The sequence below is a fragment of the Sphingomonas sp. CCH9-F2 genome (assembly GCF_001556735.1).
Classification (GTDB): domain Bacteria; phylum Pseudomonadota; class Alphaproteobacteria; order Sphingomonadales; family Sphingomonadaceae; genus Sphingomonas; species Sphingomonas ginsenosidimutans.
This window is the reverse complement of sequence record NZ_LSJO01000350.1, coordinates 1-19290: the sequence shown is the minus strand read 5'-3', so window position 1 is coordinate 19290 and position 19290 is coordinate 1. Positions and strand designations below refer to the sequence as shown.

General features: G+C 65.4%; 21 protein-coding genes. 4 read left to right on the top strand and 17 right to left on the bottom strand.

The window, feature by feature from the left end; genetic code table 11:
• The coding region (locus AX685_RS10220) for a MerR family transcriptional regulator (RefSeq protein WP_156445759.1) at positions 1-251 on the bottom strand (251 nt) is incomplete at its 3' end.
• Between the two features lie 63 nt (positions 252-314).
• On the opposite strand from AX685_RS10220, the gene AX685_RS10215 reads away from it, so the two are divergent.
• Positions 315-1082: a glutaredoxin family protein gene (locus AX685_RS10215; RefSeq protein ID WP_017980773.1), complete on the top strand. Its 768-nt coding sequence runs from the start codon at positions 315-317 to the stop codon at positions 1080-1082.
• Between the two features lie 21 nt (positions 1083-1103).
• Here AX685_RS10215 and AX685_RS10210 read toward each other — a convergent pair whose 3' ends face one another.
• The 13 genes from AX685_RS10210 to AX685_RS10150 form a co-directional block, all read right to left on the bottom strand.
• Positions 1104-1430 carry a copper-binding protein gene (locus AX685_RS10210; RefSeq protein WP_017980774.1) on the bottom strand — a complete coding sequence of 109 codons (327 nt, stop codon included), beginning with the start codon at positions 1428-1430 and terminating at the stop codon, positions 1104-1106.
• Complete coding sequence (locus AX685_RS10205) at positions 1430-4567, bottom strand: efflux RND transporter permease subunit (protein WP_018251208.1); 3138 nt, start codon at positions 4565-4567, stop codon at positions 1430-1432. Before AX685_RS10205 ends, AX685_RS10210 begins: the two co-directional genes overlap by 1 nt.
• Positions 4564-6063 (bottom strand): efflux RND transporter periplasmic adaptor subunit, encoded by a 1500-nt coding sequence (locus AX685_RS10200; RefSeq protein WP_061780583.1) that lies wholly within the window; start codon positions 6061-6063, stop codon positions 4564-4566. The genes AX685_RS10205 and AX685_RS10200 overlap by 4 nt, the downstream gene beginning before the upstream one ends.
• On the bottom strand, positions 6060-7277 hold the full coding sequence (locus AX685_RS10195; RefSeq protein WP_018251210.1) for a TolC family protein: 1218 nt from the start codon (positions 7275-7277) through the stop codon (positions 6060-6062). The genes AX685_RS10200 and AX685_RS10195 overlap by 4 nt, the downstream gene beginning before the upstream one ends.
• A gap of 897 nt (positions 7278-8174) precedes the next feature.
• Positions 8175-8627, bottom strand: a complete 453-nt coding sequence (locus AX685_RS10190) for a DUF411 domain-containing protein (protein WP_017980778.1) — start codon at positions 8625-8627, stop codon at positions 8175-8177.
• 68 nt (positions 8628-8695) lie between these two features.
• A complete protein-coding gene (locus AX685_RS10185) occupies positions 8696-9088 on the bottom strand; it encodes a DUF305 domain-containing protein (RefSeq protein WP_042469554.1) in 393 nt (130 codons plus the stop codon).
• A 133-nt stretch (positions 9089-9221) separates the two neighbouring features.
• Positions 9222-9959: a PepSY domain-containing protein gene (locus tag AX685_RS10180; RefSeq protein ID WP_017980780.1), complete on the bottom strand. Its 738-nt coding sequence runs from the start codon at positions 9957-9959 to the stop codon at positions 9222-9224.
• Positions 9960-9984: 25 nt separating this feature from the next.
• The gene (locus tag AX685_RS10175; protein WP_024310687.1) at positions 9985-10569 is read right to left on the bottom strand and encodes a c-type cytochrome; all 585 of its coding nucleotides are present in this window, start codon (positions 10567-10569) and stop codon (positions 9985-9987) included.
• Between the two features lie 15 nt (positions 10570-10584).
• Positions 10585-11877 (bottom strand): copper resistance protein B, encoded by a 1293-nt coding sequence (locus AX685_RS10170; protein ID WP_066488201.1) that lies wholly within the window; start codon positions 11875-11877, stop codon positions 10585-10587.
• Positions 11874-13907: a copper resistance system multicopper oxidase gene (locus AX685_RS10165; protein ID WP_017980784.1), complete on the bottom strand. Its 2034-nt coding sequence runs from the start codon at positions 13905-13907 to the stop codon at positions 11874-11876. Before AX685_RS10165 ends, AX685_RS10170 begins: the two co-directional genes overlap by 4 nt.
• Positions 13908-13974: 67 nt before the next feature.
• Entirely contained in the window at positions 13975-14544 is a 570-nt protein-coding gene (locus tag AX685_RS10160; RefSeq protein WP_017980785.1) for an RNA polymerase sigma factor, read from the bottom strand.
• A gap of 10 nt (positions 14545-14554) precedes the next feature.
• A complete protein-coding gene (locus AX685_RS10155) occupies positions 14555-14995 on the bottom strand; it encodes a periplasmic heavy metal sensor (RefSeq protein ID WP_017980786.1) in 441 nt (146 codons plus the stop codon).
• Positions 14992-15261 carry a hypothetical protein gene (locus AX685_RS10150; protein ID WP_020486670.1) on the bottom strand — a complete coding sequence of 90 codons (270 nt, stop codon included), beginning with the start codon at positions 15259-15261 and terminating at the stop codon, positions 14992-14994. Before AX685_RS10150 ends, AX685_RS10155 begins: the two co-directional genes overlap by 4 nt.
• Positions 15262-15388: 127 nt before the next feature.
• Between AX685_RS10150 and copC the strand changes: the two genes are divergently transcribed.
• Genes copC through AX685_RS10135 form a run of 3 tightly spaced genes read left to right on the top strand, consistent with a single transcriptional unit; the run spans position 15389 to position 17010 of the window.
• Positions 15389-15757 (top strand): copper homeostasis periplasmic binding protein CopC, encoded by a 369-nt coding sequence (copC, locus tag AX685_RS10145; RefSeq protein ID WP_020486671.1) that lies wholly within the window; start codon positions 15389-15391, stop codon positions 15755-15757.
• A gap of 4 nt (positions 15758-15761) precedes the next feature.
• Complete coding sequence (gene copD, locus AX685_RS10140) at positions 15762-16688, top strand: copper homeostasis membrane protein CopD (protein ID WP_066488193.1); 927 nt, start codon at positions 15762-15764, stop codon at positions 16686-16688.
• 52 nt (positions 16689-16740) lie between these two features.
• A complete protein-coding gene (locus AX685_RS10135; protein ID WP_017980790.1) occupies positions 16741-17010 on the top strand; it encodes a flagellar biosynthetic protein FliQ in 270 nt (89 codons plus the stop codon).
• A gap of 45 nt (positions 17011-17055) precedes the next feature.
• Here the strand turns inward: AX685_RS10135 and AX685_RS10130 are convergent, their stop codons facing one another.
• From AX685_RS10130 to AX685_RS10120, 3 genes are all read right to left on the bottom strand, one after another.
• Positions 17056-17388, bottom strand: coding sequence for a four-helix bundle copper-binding protein (locus AX685_RS10130; protein WP_017980791.1), 333 nt, complete (start codon positions 17386-17388; stop codon positions 17056-17058).
• A 90-nt stretch (positions 17389-17478) separates the two neighbouring features.
• Positions 17479-18357, bottom strand: coding sequence for a DUF4396 domain-containing protein (locus AX685_RS10125; RefSeq protein WP_017980792.1), 879 nt, complete (start codon positions 18355-18357; stop codon positions 17479-17481).
• Positions 18358-18427: 70 nt separating this feature from the next.
• Positions 18428-19290, bottom strand: an 863-nt coding sequence (locus AX685_RS10120) for a type II restriction endonuclease (RefSeq protein ID WP_066488190.1), incomplete at its 5' end; no start/stop codon positions are given.

Here is a 19290-nt window from a genome sequence, read left to right as displayed (position 1 = left end):
GCGCGATCGTCGGTCGCATCCAGCGCCAGAAGCTCACCGATCTGCTCGAGCGTGAAACCGGCTGCCTGCGCCGAGCGGATGAAGCGAAGGCGGCGGGCGTCATCGGTGCCGTAGCGCCGGATGCCGCCTCCGGCGCCAGCCCCGGTCGGCCGGTCTGGCTCGTCCAGCAAACCGCGACGCTGATAGTAGCGCACCGTTTCGACGCCGACGCCGCCCTCGCGCGCGAGCGCCGCGATCGTCATGCCGGTCATGCCTTGACTCCGTACTATGGTACGGACCCTATATAGGCGGGGCGAGGATATTGGAGAAGCGGCATGGCGAGCGCCCCCGCCAAACAGGCGACGATCTACCGGATGGTGATGCCGGAACATACCTGCCCTTTCGGGCTGAAGGCGAAGGATCTTCTGCGCCGGGAAGGCTATGCGGTCGATGACCATTGGCTGATGACGCGGGAAGAAACCGACGCTTTCAAGGCGAAGCACGGCGTCAAGACGACCCCGCAGATCTTTATCGCCGGGGAGCGGGTCGGCGGCTATGACGATCTGCGCCGCTTCTTCGGCAAGATGGTCCGCGACCCCAAGGCCGTCACCTATCGCCCGGTGATTGCCGTGTTCGCGATGACGGCGCTGATGGCGCTCGCCGCCAGCTATGCGGTACTCGGCACGCCCTTCACGGTGCGGGCGGGTGAATGGTTCATCGCGTTCTCGATGTGCGCTCTGGCGATGCTCAAGCTCCAGAACGTCGAGAGCTTCTCGAGCATGTTCCTCAACTACGATCTGCTCGCGAAGCGCTGGGTGCCCTATTCCTATGTCTATCCCTACGCGGAAGGAGCGGCGGGCGTCCTGATGGCAGCCGGCGCGTTGACCTGGCTGTCGGTGCCCGTCGCGCTCGTTATCGGTACGATCGGCGCGGTGTCGGTGTTCAAGGCCGTCTACATCGACAAGCGTGAGCTGAAATGCGCGTGCGTGGGCGGGGACAGCAACGTGCCGCTCGGCTTCATCTCGCTCACCGAAAACCTGATGATGGTCGCGATGGCGCTGTGGATGATCGCTGCGCCGCCCGTGCTGGCGATGGCGCACTGACGCGAAGGTCGGCACGCGTCGTCAATGCGGGCTGATCGCCGTAACTTCTGCCGTCATACCCTTCGCCTTGGCGGTGAATGCGACCCGCTGCCCCGACCGCAGTCCCTTGAGCAGGGTCGGGGGGGATGCCCGGAAGGTCATCGTCATTGCGGGCCAGCCGATCGTCGGGATCGGGCCGTGCTTGATGGTTACGGTTCCACCTTTCGCGTCGACGGCAGTGATCGTCCCCGATCCGCTGCCGGATTTTACAGCCGATGCAGCCGGCCTGCTGCCTTGAGCAAGAGCGCTCGCTGCGATCGGCGTGACTAGTAGCATGAATGCGGCGCGCATGGAGAAAGTGGCTTTCATCAGATCTTCCTTTCGGGGCGGGTTGAAGCTCGCCGCCGCAAGAGCAAGTAGGCGGCTGGCAGGATGAACATGGAGAGGAAAGGGGCGGTCAGCATTCCACCGATCATCGGCGCGGCGATCCGGCTCATCACCTCCGATCCGGCGCCATGCCCGATCAGCACGGGGAACAGCCCGGCGACGATGACAGCGACGGTCATCGCCTTGGGACGTACCCGCAACAGCGCGCCCTCCCTGATCGCTTCCGATACTTGCTCGCCCGACGGTGACGGCCCGCGCTCGGCCAATGCGTGTTTCAGGTAGATCAGCATGACGACGCCGAACTCCGCCGACACGCCGGCGAGCGCGATGAACCCGACACCTGTGGCGACCGATTGCGCATAGCCGAGCAGCCATAATGTCCAGATGCCGCCGGTCAGCGCGAAGGGCAGTGTGCCCATGATAAGCGCCGCCTCGTCGAGGCGACCGAAGGTAAGGTAGAGGAGAAGGAAGATGATCGCGAGTGTCGCCGGCACGACGAGCATCAACCGAGCCTCGGCACGCTGCAGATACTCGAATTGTCCGGAATAGGCGATCGAGACGCCGGGGCTGAGCCGAACATCTTTGCCAACAGCACGGCGCAGATCGGCGACCGTGGAGGCCAGGTCGCGCCCGCGCACGTCGACATAGACCCATGTCGAGAGTCGACCATTTTCCGTCTTGAGCATCGGTGGACCTTCCGCGATCGACACGGATGCGACGGTGCCGAGTGTGATCTGCTGACCCGATGCGGTGACGATTGGGAGAGTTCGCAGTCCCTCCAGACTGTCACGCAGCTCGCGGGGGTAGCGGACGCTGATCGGGTAGCGGGCAAGGCCCTCCACCGTCTGGCCGATCGTCTCGCCGCCGATCGCGCCGGACACAATCTCCTGCACATCGGCGATGTTGAGACCGTAGCGCCCCGCGGTCACCCGATCGATATCGACATCGACATAGCGGCCTCCGGTCAACCGTTCTGCCAATGCCGAGCTGACGCCCGGCACGGTCCTGGCGACACGTTCGATGCTGCCGGCGATGCGGTCCAGCTCGGAGAGGTTGGACCCCGACACTTTCACCCCGATGGGACTCTTGATGCCGGTCGCGAGCATATCGATCCGATTGCGGATCGGAGGCACCCATACGTTCGTGAGGCCGGGCACGCGCACTGTGCGGTCCAGCTCCTCCACCAGCTTCGCCGGCGTCATCCCCGCGCGCCATTGATCGCGCGGCTTGAATTGGATGGTCGTCTCGAACATCTCGAGCGGTGCCGGGTCGGTCGCGGTCTCGGCGCGCCCGGCTTTGCCGAACACGGTTTTGACCTCGGGAACGGTTTTTATCAGCCGGTCTGTGCGCTGGAGCAGGGCCGAGGCGCTCGCGGCCGAAAGGCCGGGAAGCGCGGACGGCATGTAGAGCAGATCGCCCTCATCCATCGTCGGGATGAACTCGCCACCCAATCGGGTCAGCGGCCATGCCGTCGTCGCCAGTACCAGGGCGGCGATGCCGATCGCCGCCCAAGGCCGCGCCAACACGCGGTCGAGCGCCGGGCGATAGGCACGGGTGAGCACGCGGTTGATAATGTTGTCGTTCTCGGCCGGAATGCGTCCCCGGATCAGCCATCCCATCAGGACCGGCACGAGCGTTACCGACAGGATCGCCGCTGCCGCCATCGCATAGCTCTTGGTGAAGGCGAGCGGGGCGAACAGCCGTCCCTCCTGCGCTTCGAGCGTGAACACCGGCACGAACGACAGCGTGATGATGACGAGGCTGAAGAACAGCGCCGGCCCGACCTCGGCCGCGGCCTCGGTGATGACGCGCCAGCGTTCCTCGCCCGCCAGCGCCACGCCCGGATGGTCGTGTTCCCATCGCTCGATCCGCTTGTGCGCGTTCTCGATCATCACGATCGCGGCATCGACCATCGCGCCGATCGCGATGGCGATACCGCCCAAAGACATGATGTTGGCGTTCACCCCCTGCACACGCATGACGAGCAAGGCCGCGAGCACCCCCAGAGGCAAGGTGACGATCGCGACCAGCGCAGACCGGACATGCCACAGAAACAACCCGCAGATGATCGCGACGACGACGAACTCCTCGATCAGCTTGCCCGTCAAATTCTCCACCGCGCGGTCGATCAATTGCGAGCGGTCATAGGTGGTGACGATCTCGACGCCGGGGGGAAGGCTCGCTTTCAGTTCCGCGAGCTTGGCCTTGACGGCTTCGATCGTCTGCCGTGCATTCTTGCCCTGACGCAGGATGACGACTCCGCCCGCGACCTCGCCTTCGCCGTTCAGCTCGGCGATGCCGCGGCGCATCTCGGGGCCGATCTGGATCGACGCGACGTCGCCCAAGGTAACGGGGACGCCGGCACCGGCGACCTTGAGCGGGATCGCGCGGAAATCGTCGACGGTGCGCAAGTAACCTGACGCGCGCACCATATATTCGGCTTCGCCCAGCTCGAGGACGGACCCGCCGGCCTCCTGATTGGCGCGGCGAATGGCATCGACGGCCTGAGTGTGCGTGACACCGAATGCGGCGAGCCGCGTCGGGTCGAGCAGCACCTGATATTGCTTCACCATTCCGCCGATGCTCGCCACCTCCGCAACGCCGGGCAGCGTTTTCAGTTCATAACGTAGGAACCAGTCCTGCAAGGATCGGAGCTGCGACAGGTCACGGCGGCCGGTGCGGTCCAACAGCGTGTATTCATAGACCCAGCCGACCCCCGTCGCATCAGGACCCAGCGCGGCCTGCGCGCCTTGGGGAAGCCGTCCCTGCACCTGGCTCAGATACTCCAGCACGCGTGAGCGCGCCCAATAGAGGTCGGTCCCATCCTCGAAGAGGACATAGACGTAGCTGTCGCCGAAGAACGAATAGCCGCGCACGGTTTTCGCGCCAGGCACGGACAGCATCGTCGTGGTGAGCGGATACGTCACCTGGTTCTCGACGATCTGCGGGGCTTGGCCCGGCCAGCTCGTGCGGATGATGACCTGCGTGTCGGACAGGTCGGGGAGCGCATCGACGGGGGTGGCACGCATTGCGAACACCCCGGCCATGGCGAGCGCGATGGCCGCCAGGACGACGAGGAAGCGGTTCGCGACCGACCAGCGGATGATCGCGGCAATCATCGCCCAGCCTCGCGCGTCATGCGGCGCAGCGTTGGACCATCGGCGGGTTGATCAAAGCCGAACCGCACCCGCTCACCCTTGCGATACCCACGCACCAACGCGGGATCGGCGACGCGGAACGTCATTGTCATGGCCGGCCAGCCGATCGCCGGAACGGGCTGATGGGACAGGGTGACGGAACTGCGATCGATCGCCTCGATGCTGCCGACCGTCTCGTAGATCGACGCGGTGGGTTTCACGGCCGGCTTTGTTGCGGGTGACGCTTCGACACCAATCGGACGCGCATCGAGGCCAGCGAGGCTCGCTTCGGAGTCGATCAGGAACTGGCCCGACGCGACAACCTTCTCACCCTCGGTCAGGCCGGCGACTATCTCGGTTTTGCCGCCGCCTTCTGCGCCAGTGCGAACCTCGGCGGGTCGAAAGCGTCCACCCGGCCCTGCCAACATGACGAGTGTGCGCCGGCCGGTCCGGATCACGGCCTCACTCGGAACAAGGAGTGCATCGCGGCTCCCCTGGTCGAGCGCCACGCTGGCGAACATACCGGGGCGCAACCGGCCGGCACGGTTGGGGAGCTCGACGCGGATTGTGAGCGTGCGGCTCGCTGCCTCGGCCTGGGGCAGGATCGCAGCGATGCGGCCCCTGAAGCTTTCGCCCGGGAAAGCCGCCAGCGTGGCGATGACGGGCGTGCCGATCCGCAGGTTTCCTGCGAGGGCCTCAGGGACAGCCGCGTTCAGCCACACGGTGGCGAGGCCGTTCACCTCCGCCAGTGTCTGTCCTTGCGCGACCGTCATCCCCTGTCGGACGCCGAGCGTCTTGATGACGCCCCCCACGGGCGTGCTGATCGTCGTCACACCTTGCGGTCGGCCGCGCCACTCCGCCGATGCAATCGATCCGGCGGGCATCCCGAGAAGCAACAGGCGCTCTCGTGCCGCCCGCGTGAGCCCGGCATCCCCGGTGCGGCGCACGGCGAGATACTCCGCCTGCGCGCCCGCCCATTCGGGCACAAGGATATCGGCGAGCGGGGCGCCTGCCGGCACGACATCGCCTGGCGCGCGCGCATAGACGCGCTGAACGAAGCCGCCGCTGCGTGCCTGCACGACCGCAACGTTGCGGTCATTGAACTCGATGCTGCCGGTTGCCGAGGCCGAGTTTGACAACGATCCGCGTTCGACCGTGACGATCCGCGCGCCGAGCCGCTGGAGGCTGGCCGGATCGATCGCTACGCCCGGTGCGGCGCTACCGCCTGCGCCCTCGTCGGCATAGCGGGGGATCAGTTTCATCCCCATCGACGAGAGACCCGGGCCGTCGTGCCGCTCCCCCGGGATCATCGGATCATACCAGTAGAGGATCTTCTTCTGCGGGGCTGGGGATGCCGTTTGATCGGCAGCCGAGGACGTGCCAAGTTTCGCGAGCCCGAAGCCCACGCCCCCTGCGACCAGCACCAGCGCGCTTACCGCGGTGACAAGGCGGGCGCGGGTAATGGTAGTGTCGCTCATCGATCGGCGCTCCCGAAGGTAATGGTGAGGCGGACAGAGTCTGCGGCGACGAGCGCCTCACGGTCGAGCACGGTCAGCTCGGCGTCGGCGAGCGCGGTCTTGGCTTCGATGGCATCCGCAAGACTCGCGCGACCGGCAGAGTAGCTCGCTATCTCCAGATCGGCTCGCTTCCGAGCGAGCGGAAGGAGCACGTCGCGCGCGCGCTGCCATTGGCTGTGATGCATTTGGTGGTCCGCCAGCGCGGCCTCCAGATCGGCTGCCAATGTGCGCCGGGTTTCTTCGCGCGCGGCCTCGGCCTGCGCCTGTGCGGATTTGCGGGCTTCGATGCGCGGGTTCTGACGCGATCGAGCGAACAGCGGCAGGCTCATCGAAACTCCCGCCGACACCATGTCGCCATACCGGGGGTCACGGCGTTGATAAGCTACCTCTACCCCCCAATCGGGTCGCTTCTCCGCTCGCGCCGCATCCACGTCGGCCTGGGCGCGCTGAATACCGGCCTCGGCGAGAACCATGTCGGAGTGAAGGCTGAGCGCGTCCCGCAGCCGCGCCGGAGCCAGATCGATCGCGGGCATATCGCCGGCAATCTCGGGCGCCGATACGCCGGTCCAGCGAGCCAGCATCGCGCGGGCGCGCGCAACGGCGGCCATCAACTCGTCGCGGCGGTCGTCGAGTGCCGCGATCTCCTGATCGGTCGTCAGTGTCTGACCAGGGCGGACCGAACCGGTCGTCACGGCGGCCCGCGCAGCGGAAGGGAGAGATCGAAGGAATAGCAGAACGGTGTCGAGGGCAGCTAGTCGACGCTCGGCATAAGCAAGGTCGATCCATGCCTGCCCCGCTCCCAATCGCACCTCCCGGAGCTTGGTCGCTTGCGATGCTTCTGCCGTTGCGATCACGGCGCGTGCCTGCGCTTGCGCGGCATGACGCTTGGCAAGGTTGGGTAGGTCCTGTTGGAAACCGACACGCCCCATCGTCATGTCGTCTCTGGATAGGGAGAAGGCGGGTGGCCCAGAGACAGGATAATTCTCGATTCCGATCGACACACGGGGGTCCGGAAGGCTTCCCGCCGCACGTGCATCGGCTTGGGCGGCGCTGACCCCCGCGCGACCGGCAACCGCTCCCGGGGCGTTGGCAACCGCATCGCGCAGCGCTTGGTCATAGGTAAGTGTCTGCGCGTGCGCGGCGCTCGTCGTGAGCGCGGCGACCGCGAGCATCATGGATGCGCGCATCCCTCTAGTCCCTTCATGTCATAATGATGGCCGGGCTCCAAATGGTTGATCGGAGCCCGGCACCTGTTCAGGCTCGCCAGCTTAAGTTGACTGGCCGCCCTTCATTGACATGCAGGCGTCGCGACCGCGTTCCATCATCGGGCACACGCAGGCGCTCGACTGGGGAACGTCCGTAACCCATACGCGACGTGGGGCTTGAAGCGGCGCCCGCGGGCCCGGCTGGTAATTGGAACGCCACTCCCAATGACCATTGCTTTTATTTTCAGATGTGGCCGCCGTCGCTGCCGACGCGGCGAGGCTAGCGGCAAATACCGCCAAGATGAACGTTTTCATGTCACTTTCCAATTTGATCGAGATTTAAAATCGGCAGAGCCGCAACCGGCGAACGGCTGCAGCCTGACACGGCTTGACTCGATCAAACGGTAGGCGGTTCGGGCTCGGGAGCGACGTTGAGGCCGGCAAGTGCCCGGCTGGCAGGCCAGATAACGATTTGAGATGCGATCGAGCGCTTCAGCACTCTTGCCGGCTTCTCAAACGTCATGGGAACAACGCATCCCATTTGGGCGATACACGCCAGCGTCAGTCCTTTGCATGGGTGTTCCGATGACGGATCCGGGGTCGCCATACCCGCGCAATCCATGCGGGATGGGGTGACATGGCTCATCGCCATCTTGGGTGAGAGCGATGGGCCGGCCGCATACGCAATTCCTTGGCCCAAAAGGCCAAGCAACGCTCCAACAAGAAGCAAGAGAGAAAGACGAGCTTTCAACACCCGGATACTATCCCAATTGTCAACGCCGAGGTCAATACGGGTGGTTTGCCGGGTGCCGTAGTGCCGGCATGAAGCGCCGGGGAAGATTTGCCGCTCACAAGACAACCTGTCGTTTAGGCGCCGTGGCTAGCAAAGACACGCCGGCCAGCGGCACCGAACGCAATGACGTCATAGGGCTGGGTTCTCATGCCGGGCACCTCCATGCCCGGTGAGCCCATCGGCATTCCGGCCACGGCCAAGCCGCGCACGCCTTTAGGATGCTGGGCCAGCGCGCGCTTCATGTCCGCGATCGGGACATGTCCCTCAAACGCCATGCCGTCGATGATCGCGGTATGGCAGGACGCGAGGTCAGCGGGCAGGCCGATCTTACGCTGCAGCACCTCACGGCGATCATCGTCGATGATCTGGACCTTGCGGCCGAACTGCTGACGCACCTGCGCCGCCCATTTCTCGCAACAGCCGCAACCCGGATCGCGGTGCATGGCGATGTCGGCCGCGGCCGATGCGACCGCTGGGATGGTCATTAGCAAGGCGGCGACGGCGCCACGAACACCATTCTTCATCATCAGCTCCTAAAAGGAAATCCCCGCCCTGCCGGGGGGTAGGGGGATCGACAGGGCGGGGCAGCGCTCCCTTATTGCGGGCGCTTGCCGTGCTTGCTGAGCCACGCCTGCAGCTCGGCAATATCCTTTTCCTGTTTCGTGATCGTCATCTGCGCCATGCGCTTGGTCTCGGCGTCGCGCGCGTCACGCACCGCAACGCGCGACATGGCGATGGCGCCTCGGTGATGCTCGATCATCTTGCGCGTCCACATTTCGGCCGCGTCGCCCTGCTTGGCCGCCATCATCTTCTGATGCATGTCCATCTCGGCCTGGCCGTAGGGATTGCCGGCCATCATGCCCGCCATGTCGTCGTGGTTCATGCCGGCCATCTGACCGTGGTTCATGCCCTGCATTCCGCCGCTCTGCTGCGCGAGGGCGGGCGTGGCGAGCAGCGCCAAAGCTGCGAATGTTGGTGCGAAGCGCATTATTGATCTCCCTGGGTTCTAAGACTTCTACGCGTGCGAGGCGGCTATCCCTCACCCGGGGTGCTAGAACGCGCGAGAAATTGTCAGGAAACAGGACTTTATTTCCGAGGGCTACGCTCCTGAGCCGCGTATATTATGCCTCGATCACGATGTTGCGACGCCGCGTTTTGGGCCATCGCATGTAGAGAAGCACTGCCCCCCCTAACCAAAGCGCAAGCCCACCGATCGCGAAGGCGAGCAGCCAGGGCGTGTTGAAGTTCTCGTGATTCGTCCAATCCATGATGTGAAGGCCCCAGAAGAAGTCGTAGAGCCGCCAAGTGCCGGTTCGGACAGCCGAGATCCGACCGGTGTCGGCCGCGACAAAGACGCGGGTGGAATCGAGGTCGGCGAACGCGACGCGCCAGGCGGGGAGCGTGCCGCGATATTCGGGGCTGGCGCGCTCGATCCGCTCTACCTTCGCCGCTGGTCGAGCACCGCCACGCCATGCCAAACGCGCGATCTCCTCGGCCTCACGAGCCGTTGGTGCTGGCAGCGCTTGGCCCGTCGCGGCGTCGAACAGGCGCGTTCCCTTGGCTGTCGCGACCTCGGCGACCGGGCGGCCAAGCCACATGCGATAGGTGATGGCCTCGATGGGCGCATCTGCTGCGCCTACGATCGCCGATGGTGGGGCGAACGTGCTGCCGCGGGGAAGGGGCGCCGCGGCTTTGCGGTCAACGAGGTGATCGCCATGCACCCGATCGATCGGCAGGAAGCTCATCAGGGCGCCGCTTGCGAACCATAGCAGGAGCTGCGCGCCGATGATGATCGCGAGCCATTTGTGCGTGCGGCTCGCGAGTAGATGCAGCCTCAGTTTCGCGCTTTTCAGAACCACTCCTCCCTCAACCTCGTCGCCGGGGTCACTTCATACCCGGCATGTCCTTCATCATCTCGTCGTGATCGGCCGGGGCGCTCGCGACCAGTGCCTTATACTGTTCGGGCGTCATGCCGGGGAGCTTGCGGACGAACGCGACCATATTCCAAATTAGGGGGTCGGGATGCGTCTTGCCCCATGCCGGCATGGCGCTGAGCTTCACCCCGTGCTTGATGATCCAGAATTGCTGGGCGGGGGTGAGATCTTGAGCGCGCGCGAGTTCCGGCGCCTGTGGATAGAGGCCCTGGCTCATCTCGGATTTCTCGACGCCGGGGCCGAGATGGCAACCGGAACACATTTCTCCGTAAAGGCCCGCGCCGACTGACACGCGCTGCGCCGATGCCAGATCGGCCGGGGGTGTTATGCCGCGCGCGCGTGCCTCAATCGACCGATCGCGCAGGCGTTCGAGCATTGAATAGACCGCCGGCGTGTGCGGTTCGTCGGCCGCGATGTTATACACGCCAAGGTAGATAAACGCGGCTGCGCCCAGCGCCAGGACGATCGCCAGGGCGCCTACGAACGGCAGGCTCGGGAAGTGCTGCCTTATCGAGCGCCTGCCGTCTTGAGCCATCTGTTCCTCCATCGATCAGAACCAGACACGAACGCCGGCGACGATGCTCTTGGACGTTGCGCGATCCCCATCGGCGCGCGCGTAGCGGGCGGTGTCGCCGAAGCGGCGATCCCATGACACGCCGAAATAGGGGGCGAACTCGCGCCGGATCTCATAACGCAGCCGCAATCCAAGCTCGGCGTTGGATAGGCCCGATCCGATCCGGTTTTCCGGCACGTCCTGCGCAGCGAAATTGAGCTCGGCGCGCGGTTGCAGGATCAGCCGCTGGGTGATGCGCTGGTCGTAATAGCCCTCAAGCCGCCCTAGCAGGTCGCCCTTGTTGGACAGGAATACCGCGCCCTCTAGCTCGAAGAAGCCCGGTGCCAGCCCCTCCAGCCCGACGGTCGCATAGGTGCGTTTCGGGGACGGCCCCAAATCCTGGCGGACACCCGCTTGTAGATTGAAATAAGGGCCAATGGTCCGGCTATAGAGCGCCTGCACCTCGGCGCTCTCGATGCCCTCGCGGAAGGCTCCCTCGCCCTCAGACTTGATGAAGAGGCGGTTGATGTCACCCCCGAACCACGCCTCGCCATCCCAGCGATAGCCGTCACGACCGTTGCGGAATTGATACTCAGCGAGGTTCAATAGCACCTGGCTGAAGTTTTGACCGCCGTGATGCTGCTGAAGGTGATGGCGACCCATCGCCATCGCGTCCGCGCCGTAAACGCTGTCGGCCGCATGGTCGGTCGGCAGGGGCGGGGCGGGGGCGTTTCCTGCGGGAAGCGCGGTGCCAGTCTGCTGCACCCCATCGGCCGCCATGCCTGGCATTCCGGCCATTCCCGACATGCCCTGCATGTCGTGGCCGCTGTGCTGGTCGGCTGGCATGGTCATCCCCGGCATCGCCGAATGGTCCATGCCCTGCATCGGCTGCTGGGAGCCCTGAGGGACCGTTTGGCCGTTTCCGGGCATCTGCATCCCCGGCATGGCTTCCATGCCCTGCTGTGAGCCCTGCGGAGCCGCATGGTCCATGCCGGGCATAGACGAGTGATCCATGCCCGGCATGGTCCCGTGATCCATACCATTCATGCCGGCCGTTGGCGCGGCGCGGCGTTTCGTCGTCGAAGCTGATGGTCGCCTCGCAGGAGCTGACCTAGTCTTGGCCGGCTTGCCTTTGGCCGTGGGCTTCACCACCGGCTTCTTTTTCGCAGGCATCGGCATGGTCATGCCCGGCATTGCCGAATGATCCATGCCCTGCATCGACTGAGCGGCGACAGGACCGGCGATGCCGAGCATGGTGGTGGCGGCGAGCGCCGCGGTCAGCCGGTTCATGCCGCCTCTCCCGCGAACGGGCGAACGGTGACGACGCGCATCATGCCTGCGGTCATGTGGTAGAGATTGTGACAGTGGAACGCCCAATCGCCGGGTGCATCGGCGGTCAGATCAAAGGTCATCTTGCCTCCAGGCGGCACGTTGACGGTGTGCTTGCGCGGCGCATGATTGCCGTGCCCCGTCACCAGCTCGAAGAAATGGCCGTGGAGATGGATGGGGTGCGGCATCATCGTATCGTTGACCAACGTCACCCGCGCCCGCTCGCCTTTGCGGAACGGGATGGGGTCGGCGGGATCGCTCAGCTTCTGCCCGTCGAAGCCCCACATGTAGCGCTCCATGTTACCGGTCAGATGGATCTCGAACTGACGCGACGGCGCGCGCACGTCGGGGTTGGGCGCGAGCGAAACGAGGTCGCGATAGGTGAGGACGCGGTGATCCAGGCCCCCCAGACCCTGGGGCGGTTCACCGCTACGGTCCTTCGGCATCGGGGAGATGGTCTGCACGCCCGGCCCCATCTTCACGCCCGGCGCATTCTTCGGGTCGCGCATGTTCATGTTCATGCCGCCACCCGACCCGTGGTCCATCCCGGCCATGCCGCCAGCCTGGCCCGATCCGCCCGACATGGCACTATGGTCCATGCCGGCCATGCCAGCACCGCCCGCTGCCATTTGGCTATGGTCCATCCCGGGCATTACAGCGCCGCCCATCTGGCTGTGGTCCATGCCCGACATGCCGGACATGCCCGCCATCGCTGCGCCTGCCGCGACCGTCCCGTGATCGGTCGGCCCCTTCCAGCCCGTCAGCTTCCAAAGATTGCGCGAGGCGTTCTGCATCAAGGTGGGGTCCGGCCCGCGCGTGGCGACCGGGCTCTCGTCCTTCATGCCGGACATGCCCTGCATCCCGCCCATGCTCCCCATGTCCATGCCCATATCGGTCATGGTCAGCAGCGTGCGCGGACGAAGCGGCGGGACCGGGGCGACCATCCCCTCACGCGGGGCGAGCGTCGCCCGGCCCATGCCGGAGCGATCGATAGCCTCGGAGACGAAGCTGTAGGCCCGGTCCTCGGGCGTCACGATCACGTCGAACGTCTCGGCAACGCCGATCTGGAACTCGTCGATCTTCACCGGACGGACATTCTGCCCATCGGCCTGCACGACGGTCATCGGCAGGTCGGGGATGCGGACGTTGAAGTTGGTCTGCGCCGCGGCGTTGATGATCCGCAAGCGGACCCGCTCGCCCGGCTTGAACAGCCCCGTCCAGTTGTCATACGGCCCGTAGCCGTTGACCAGGAAGGTATAGGTCGAGCCGGTGACGTCGGCGATGTCGGCGGGGTCCATTCGCATCTTTCCCCACTCGATCCGGTCCTTGAGCGGCATTTCCCGACCCGCGAGCAAGCCCGCGAGGGTCGGCCGCTGATAGTTGAAATAGGCGCCGCCCATCTGCTTCAGCTTCCGGAAAATCTGCTCGCCGGTCATCTGGCTGTGGTCGGACAGCACGATCACATGCTCGCGGTCGAACGCGATCGGATCGGCACCGGCCGGGTCGATCACGATCGGCCCGTAAAGTCCGCCCTGCTCCTGCTCGCCGGAATGGCTGTGATACCAGTAGGTGCCCGACTGGATGATCGGGAACTCGTAGATGAAGGTCGAGCGCGCCTTGATGCCGGGGAAGCTGATGCCGGGCACGCCGTCCATCGCGAACGGCACGAGCAGCCCATGCCAGTGGATCGAACTGTCCTCGTCGAGATTGTTGGTGACGGAGAGGCGGACCTTTTGCCCCTCCTTCAAGCGAATGAGAGGGGCCGGCACCGTGCCGTTGACGCCGATTGCGGGCGTCGACTTGCCGTCGACGGGAAGTCTGAAACTGTCGATCGTCAGCGCGATGTCAGTGCCCGAGACGGTCGGCAGCGGTTTGACGATCCCGCCCGAGACAGGCTGCGCCCACGCGGGCATATAGGCGGTCAGCGCCATGCCACCGCCAGCAAGGGCGGCGCCGCGAAGCATCTGGCGGCGATCGATAGTGCGGCTCATACGGTCCTCAAGGCTCTCGAACGGGAGTGTCCCTCTAGCCTTGATACGCAGCTCAGGGCGCTATCCCTCAGCGCCCGCCCAATCGCTCCAGCAACTTCGATCGCGCGCGATAGAGGCGGGTTTCTACCGCCTTTTCGCTGATCGACAACACTGCCGCGGTTTCAGCCTGGCTCAACCCCTCGATCGTGCGCAGCACCAAGGATTCCTTCAATGCGGTCGGCAAGCCCGCAATGGCGCGCGTCACGCGGTCGAGTTCCTGTCGGTCGCCCGTCGCGTCGTCGATCGCCACCTGGTCGTCTGCAATGGCTTCGGCTTCCGCGCCGATCGGTGCGGCGAACGCCAGAAAGCGCCGCACGGTGCGCTTGCGCCCCCAATCGCGGCACTTGTTGATCGCGATCGTCGATAGCCACGCGCGCATCGATCGATCGCCGTCGTAGCGGGGCAGGGCCTGATGCGCCGCGACGAAGGTCTCCTGCAGAAGGTCCAGCGCCTCGTCGGCCTCGCCGACGCACGCGCGCACCATGCGGAAGATTGACTGCCGATGGCGGCGCATGATCTCGGCGAAGGCGGCTTCGCGCCCGGCGATGCTGAGGGTCGCCAGCTCGCCGTCCGTAAGCGTGGTCCAGTCGAGGCTCACGCGCCGAACCTCAACGTGCGTCGTCGGTGAGCGCCTTCACCACGGCCTGATCGAACTGGCCGGTCTGATTGGGCCGCAAGAGCTGGCGCATGGCGAAGATGTGCGCCAGCGTCGCTTTCTGGAGCTCGCCCATGACGGCGTGGCTCTGGTCGACCGCTGCGGCGACGCGCGGCCCGTTGCCATGCTCGGCCTCGATCGCTTCAGCGAGCCGGGCATTGTTCGCCCGCAATTCCAGCTCGAATGCGCGCCGCTGCACGGCGAAACGCTGCTCCAGCACTTCAAGTCGCGCTTCCTGGTTGGCGTCCAGCGCCAGCTTATGATGCAGCACGTCGTGCAGCTCCGAGCCGGGCTGGGCACGTGGCGGAAGTAGCGCCCGCCCCACGAACACACCGATGATCGCGGCGATGAAGCACGCGACAATGCCAAGCAGAAGGCGGATGCGGCCGCTCATTGCACGCCGACGAGCAGCGTGGAGGGCGCGAGCGGCGACACCGGCCCCAAGGGCGATAGCGAAGCCGCGCTGGCTTCCTTCGCGGGCACACCGGCACCGAAGATGCCCATGACGAGCGCCGCAGCGATCGTCATTGCCCCAACGCCTAAGCCGGCGCGCGCCGCTGGACGTGCGGCGACCCGCGCCAGCACGCGATCTTCCATGCCATCAAGGCTCGCGGGCACGGGTGCTTGCGCCAGCCTCATCAATACTGCGTCGAGGTCCATGTCGTTCACTCCACCCCTCTAGCATGGATTACGCAAGCGACGCGCCCATCCCTCAAATCCATCCGTGAGGGGTGGTCGATCGGGGCGCGTAATGAAGGACAGGAACCCTCCTGTCGAAAGGCCCCCTATGCGCCGCCTATCCGTTCTGACTGCTGCTGCCGCTCTCGTCATGTTCGCCGGAACGGCGAACGCCCATCCTAAGCTGGTGTCGGCATCGCCGGCCGCCAATGCGACGGTCGCGAAGCCCGCTCGTATCGAACTTCATTTCAGCGAGAAGCTGATGCCAGCCTTCTCCAAGGCCGATCTCACGATGGCAGCGATGCCCGGCATGGCAGCCATGAAGATGGCCAGCGCCTCCGCGCTCTCGTCCGATGGCCGGACCCTCGTCATCACCCCGAAATCGCCGCTCCCATCGGGTCGGTATAGCGTCGCGTGGAATGTCGTCTCGACCGACACCCACAAGGTCGCAGGAACCTACGTCTTCGCGGTGAAGTGAGGCGATGGGGGACTGGTCGCTTATCGGCGTCCGCTTCGCGCTCTACGTGACGCTGGCTGCGCTGTTCGGCCTTGCCGCATTCAGCCTTTATGGGCTGCGGGCGCGCGAGCGCGGCGACGCGCTCGCGCTGCGTCCCTGGTTCATCGCCAGCGCTGGCCTGAGCCTGTTGTTTTCAGGCGCCTGGGTCGTGCTGATGGCCTCCTCAATGGCCGGAACGCCGGCCTGGCCGATCGACCGTGAAGCAGTCGGCGCGCTGCTCACCGGCTCTGCGATCGGAGCAGCATGGAAGCTGCGCATGGTCATGGTGGCCCTCGCGGCGCTGGCAGCGCTGGTCGCGGGCGGGCGCGGCATCTGGCTGAGCATCGTCGCGCTCTGCTCGGCCGTGGCACTCGCAACGCTGGCGTGGACCGGACACGGCGCGATGGACGAAGCCGTGATGGGCTGGGTCCACCTCATCGTCGACATTCTCCATCTGATCGCCTCGGGCGCTTGGGTTGGCGCACTACTGGGGCTGCTCCTGCTCGTCTCCCGACCCGCGGCGCGCGTAGACGCGGCGCATCTGGGGCTGACGCACCGCGCGCTGCACGGGTTCGGCGCGATCGGGACGGTTGTGGTCGGCACGATCCTCGTCACCGGCCTGGTCAACGGCTGGATGCTGGTCGGGATCGGCAACCTCGCCACGCTTCCTGCGACGCTCTATGGTCAGCTCCTGATCGCAAAGCTGGCGCTGTTCGTCGCCATGCTAGGGCTCGCCTCGCTCAACCGCTTCCGGCTCACGCCGGCATTCGAGCGGTCGATCGCAGCGGACGATCACAAGGGCGCCCTCGGCGCGCTGCGGACAAGTCTGGCGATCGAAACCTCCTGTGTCATCGCGGTTCTCGGGCTGATCGCCTGGCTCGGGACGCTCGCGCCGCCTGCATCGGCGATGTGATGCGCGGCCGGGGAGCCCTCGCGGTCCCCGGCCGTTCACGGGGCCGCGCCTGATGGATCAGTCGATCCTGCTCGACGAGACGGGGAGGATGCTGGCCGTGGCCGGCCTGATCTGCGTGGTGCTGCTCGTGCCGATGATGATCGTCGGGCTGATAATCAGCATCATCCAGGCGGCGACGTCGATTAGCGAACAGACGCTGAGCTTCGTGCCTAAGCTGATCGCGCTAGGCGTATGTTTGGTGATTTTCGGGAGCGCAGCGACCGAGCTCCTGACCAAGTTCACGGCCGAGCTGTTCGCTGTGATCGCGAGCATGGGCCGTTGATATGCAGATAGCTGCGCGGGCGGGCGACCGCCCGCGCAAGCCCCGCTATGCCGCCATCCGATCGCAGGAATCGGCGCACTTCCGGCACGCTGCCACGCAATCCTCCATGCCGCCCAGGGCCTCGCAGCTCGCTGCGCAAGCCCGGCAGATCTCGGCACACTCGCGGCAGATATGCTGATGGTGGGCGGACTTGCGCGCCATGAAGTCGATCGCAACCGCGCAAATTTGCGCGCAGTCGGCCATGATCTTCATATGCTCGGGCGCGGCGTGCTGGCCGCCCATTTCGAGGCAATGGTTCATCGCCATGTGAAGACAGGTCACATGGCATTCGTGGCAGGCGTCCATGCACGCCTTCATGCCGGGGTCGATCTGGTGCATCGCATTATCTCCGTATGAGCCCCCCGCCTGTTCCTAGATACGCGCGCCGCGCGATCACCCCTTGCCGCGATCTCCGTCGTTCGCGGCAAGTTACATGGCCCACCGACCGAACAGCGTCGCAACGATAATGCCCGCGCCAAGCATGATGAGCGTCAACACTGTCATCGCGGCGATCTGAGGTCCGGTCACGCGCGCGCCGGCCGCCATGCCGCTCATCCCTGCCATTGCGTCGTGTCCCATGTCCGGCATCGGCGTGGCCGATTGCCGGTCCGCGCCGACTTCGTGTCCGCCATGCCCCAGCGCGCGCACCGTGCCCATGCCGTGCTTCAAGCGCACGCCAACCAGCCAAAGGTTGATCGGATAGGCGACTGCGAACCCGACGAGTGTCGCCAGCGACATGACGCCCCAAAAGCGGAGCGAGCTGGCGTGCATCGCGGCCATGTCGCGGCTCATCAACACCACCATCGTCGGGATCATGCCGGCCATGACGGCATTCATCGACAGCCATTCGGGGATGAACGACATGCGAAGCGCGCCCCAATAGGAACCGCCCGCCATGTCGCGCATGAAAAGCGCCTGGAAAATCAGCAGTCCGAACGCGAAGCCGAACACATATTCCGCGATCACGTCCTGCCACATCGGCAGGCCGAGCGCCGTGGTGATCGCGGCTGCGGCGATGACGCCGGTTGCATCGCCCGCCATGCAATGGATGGCCGAGCCGAACGCCTGCTTCCAGAGCGGTCGAACGAAATCCTCGTGCCGCTCGTTCGCCGGCTCCTGGCAGGACAGGACATAGGCCGCGGCCATGATCGGGCCACCATAGAGCGTGACCAACAGCCACCCCCATTTCATCACGCGCAGCTCGGGGTTGCGGGTGAAGGCATCCCACGCGACGTAAGCGACCGAAAGGGCGGTCAGCACGAACCACCCGATCAGCACGGCGTCGAGCCAGGGGGCCGGGGATGGCATCGTCACGGCAGCACTCCTCTACATGCTAGAGGATACGCGGCTCTCCGGATCATCCCTTGCGCGGAGCGGGCTAGGCGAGCTTGCTGGAAACGGCCTTGATCGCTTTCAGTCCCGATCCGAACCGCGCGATGGCCTCCCGGTTCTTCTCCAGCTCGCCATAGGGCAGGTAGGATATGTCGAGGTCGGCTACGCGGCTGAACGCGGGCCGCTGCAACTGCGCGCGAACGTCCGTCTCGCGCGCGTCGGGCGCGACAAGGAACAGCCCCGCGGTCGCGTGAAGGTCGCCACCGCTCAAGGCCAGGTCGAGCATCCTGACGATGCCCGAATAGATCGAGGTCGAATGCTCCACCTCGAACGCCGCGGCGACATGATCGCCGGCCTTCTCAAGCCACAGCACGTCGATCAGCCGGATCGAGTCAGCGCCCTTCGACGTCGCGATCGTGTCGGGCAGGCGCTCAAGGCATCCTGCGCCCAAGGGTGATCCGTCGAAGGCGCGGCTGCGGTCGTTCGCGGCGATCCATACGTCATAGCCGAGCGCCAACCCTAGATCGCGAAGCCATGCCTGGATTTCGGTATGGGTGCGCTCGTTCTCGCCCTCGCGCTGAGCGGCCTTGCTGAGCGTGCGCGCTTCCTCGCGCGCCGCCTCAAGCCGCTGCCCCCAGCTCGCCAGCGTCGCGCCGCTCACGTCGAGGGGCGGAGCCGGATAGCGATCGGAGCCGATGTCGAACAACAGACCGCCGATCGCGCCTAAATCATTCGATAGCAGCTCGCGGAAGCGGTCGTTGAGATCGAGGATGCCGGTCCGCATCGCCAGAAAATGCTCCCAGCTCCCGAGCTTCACATTCGCCCCCGTCAGCGCGTTGTAGCCCTTAACGATTGCGGTGTTGAAGGGCGGCACCAGCGTCGGGTGAAGGAAGTAGAGGAGGTTGGCGA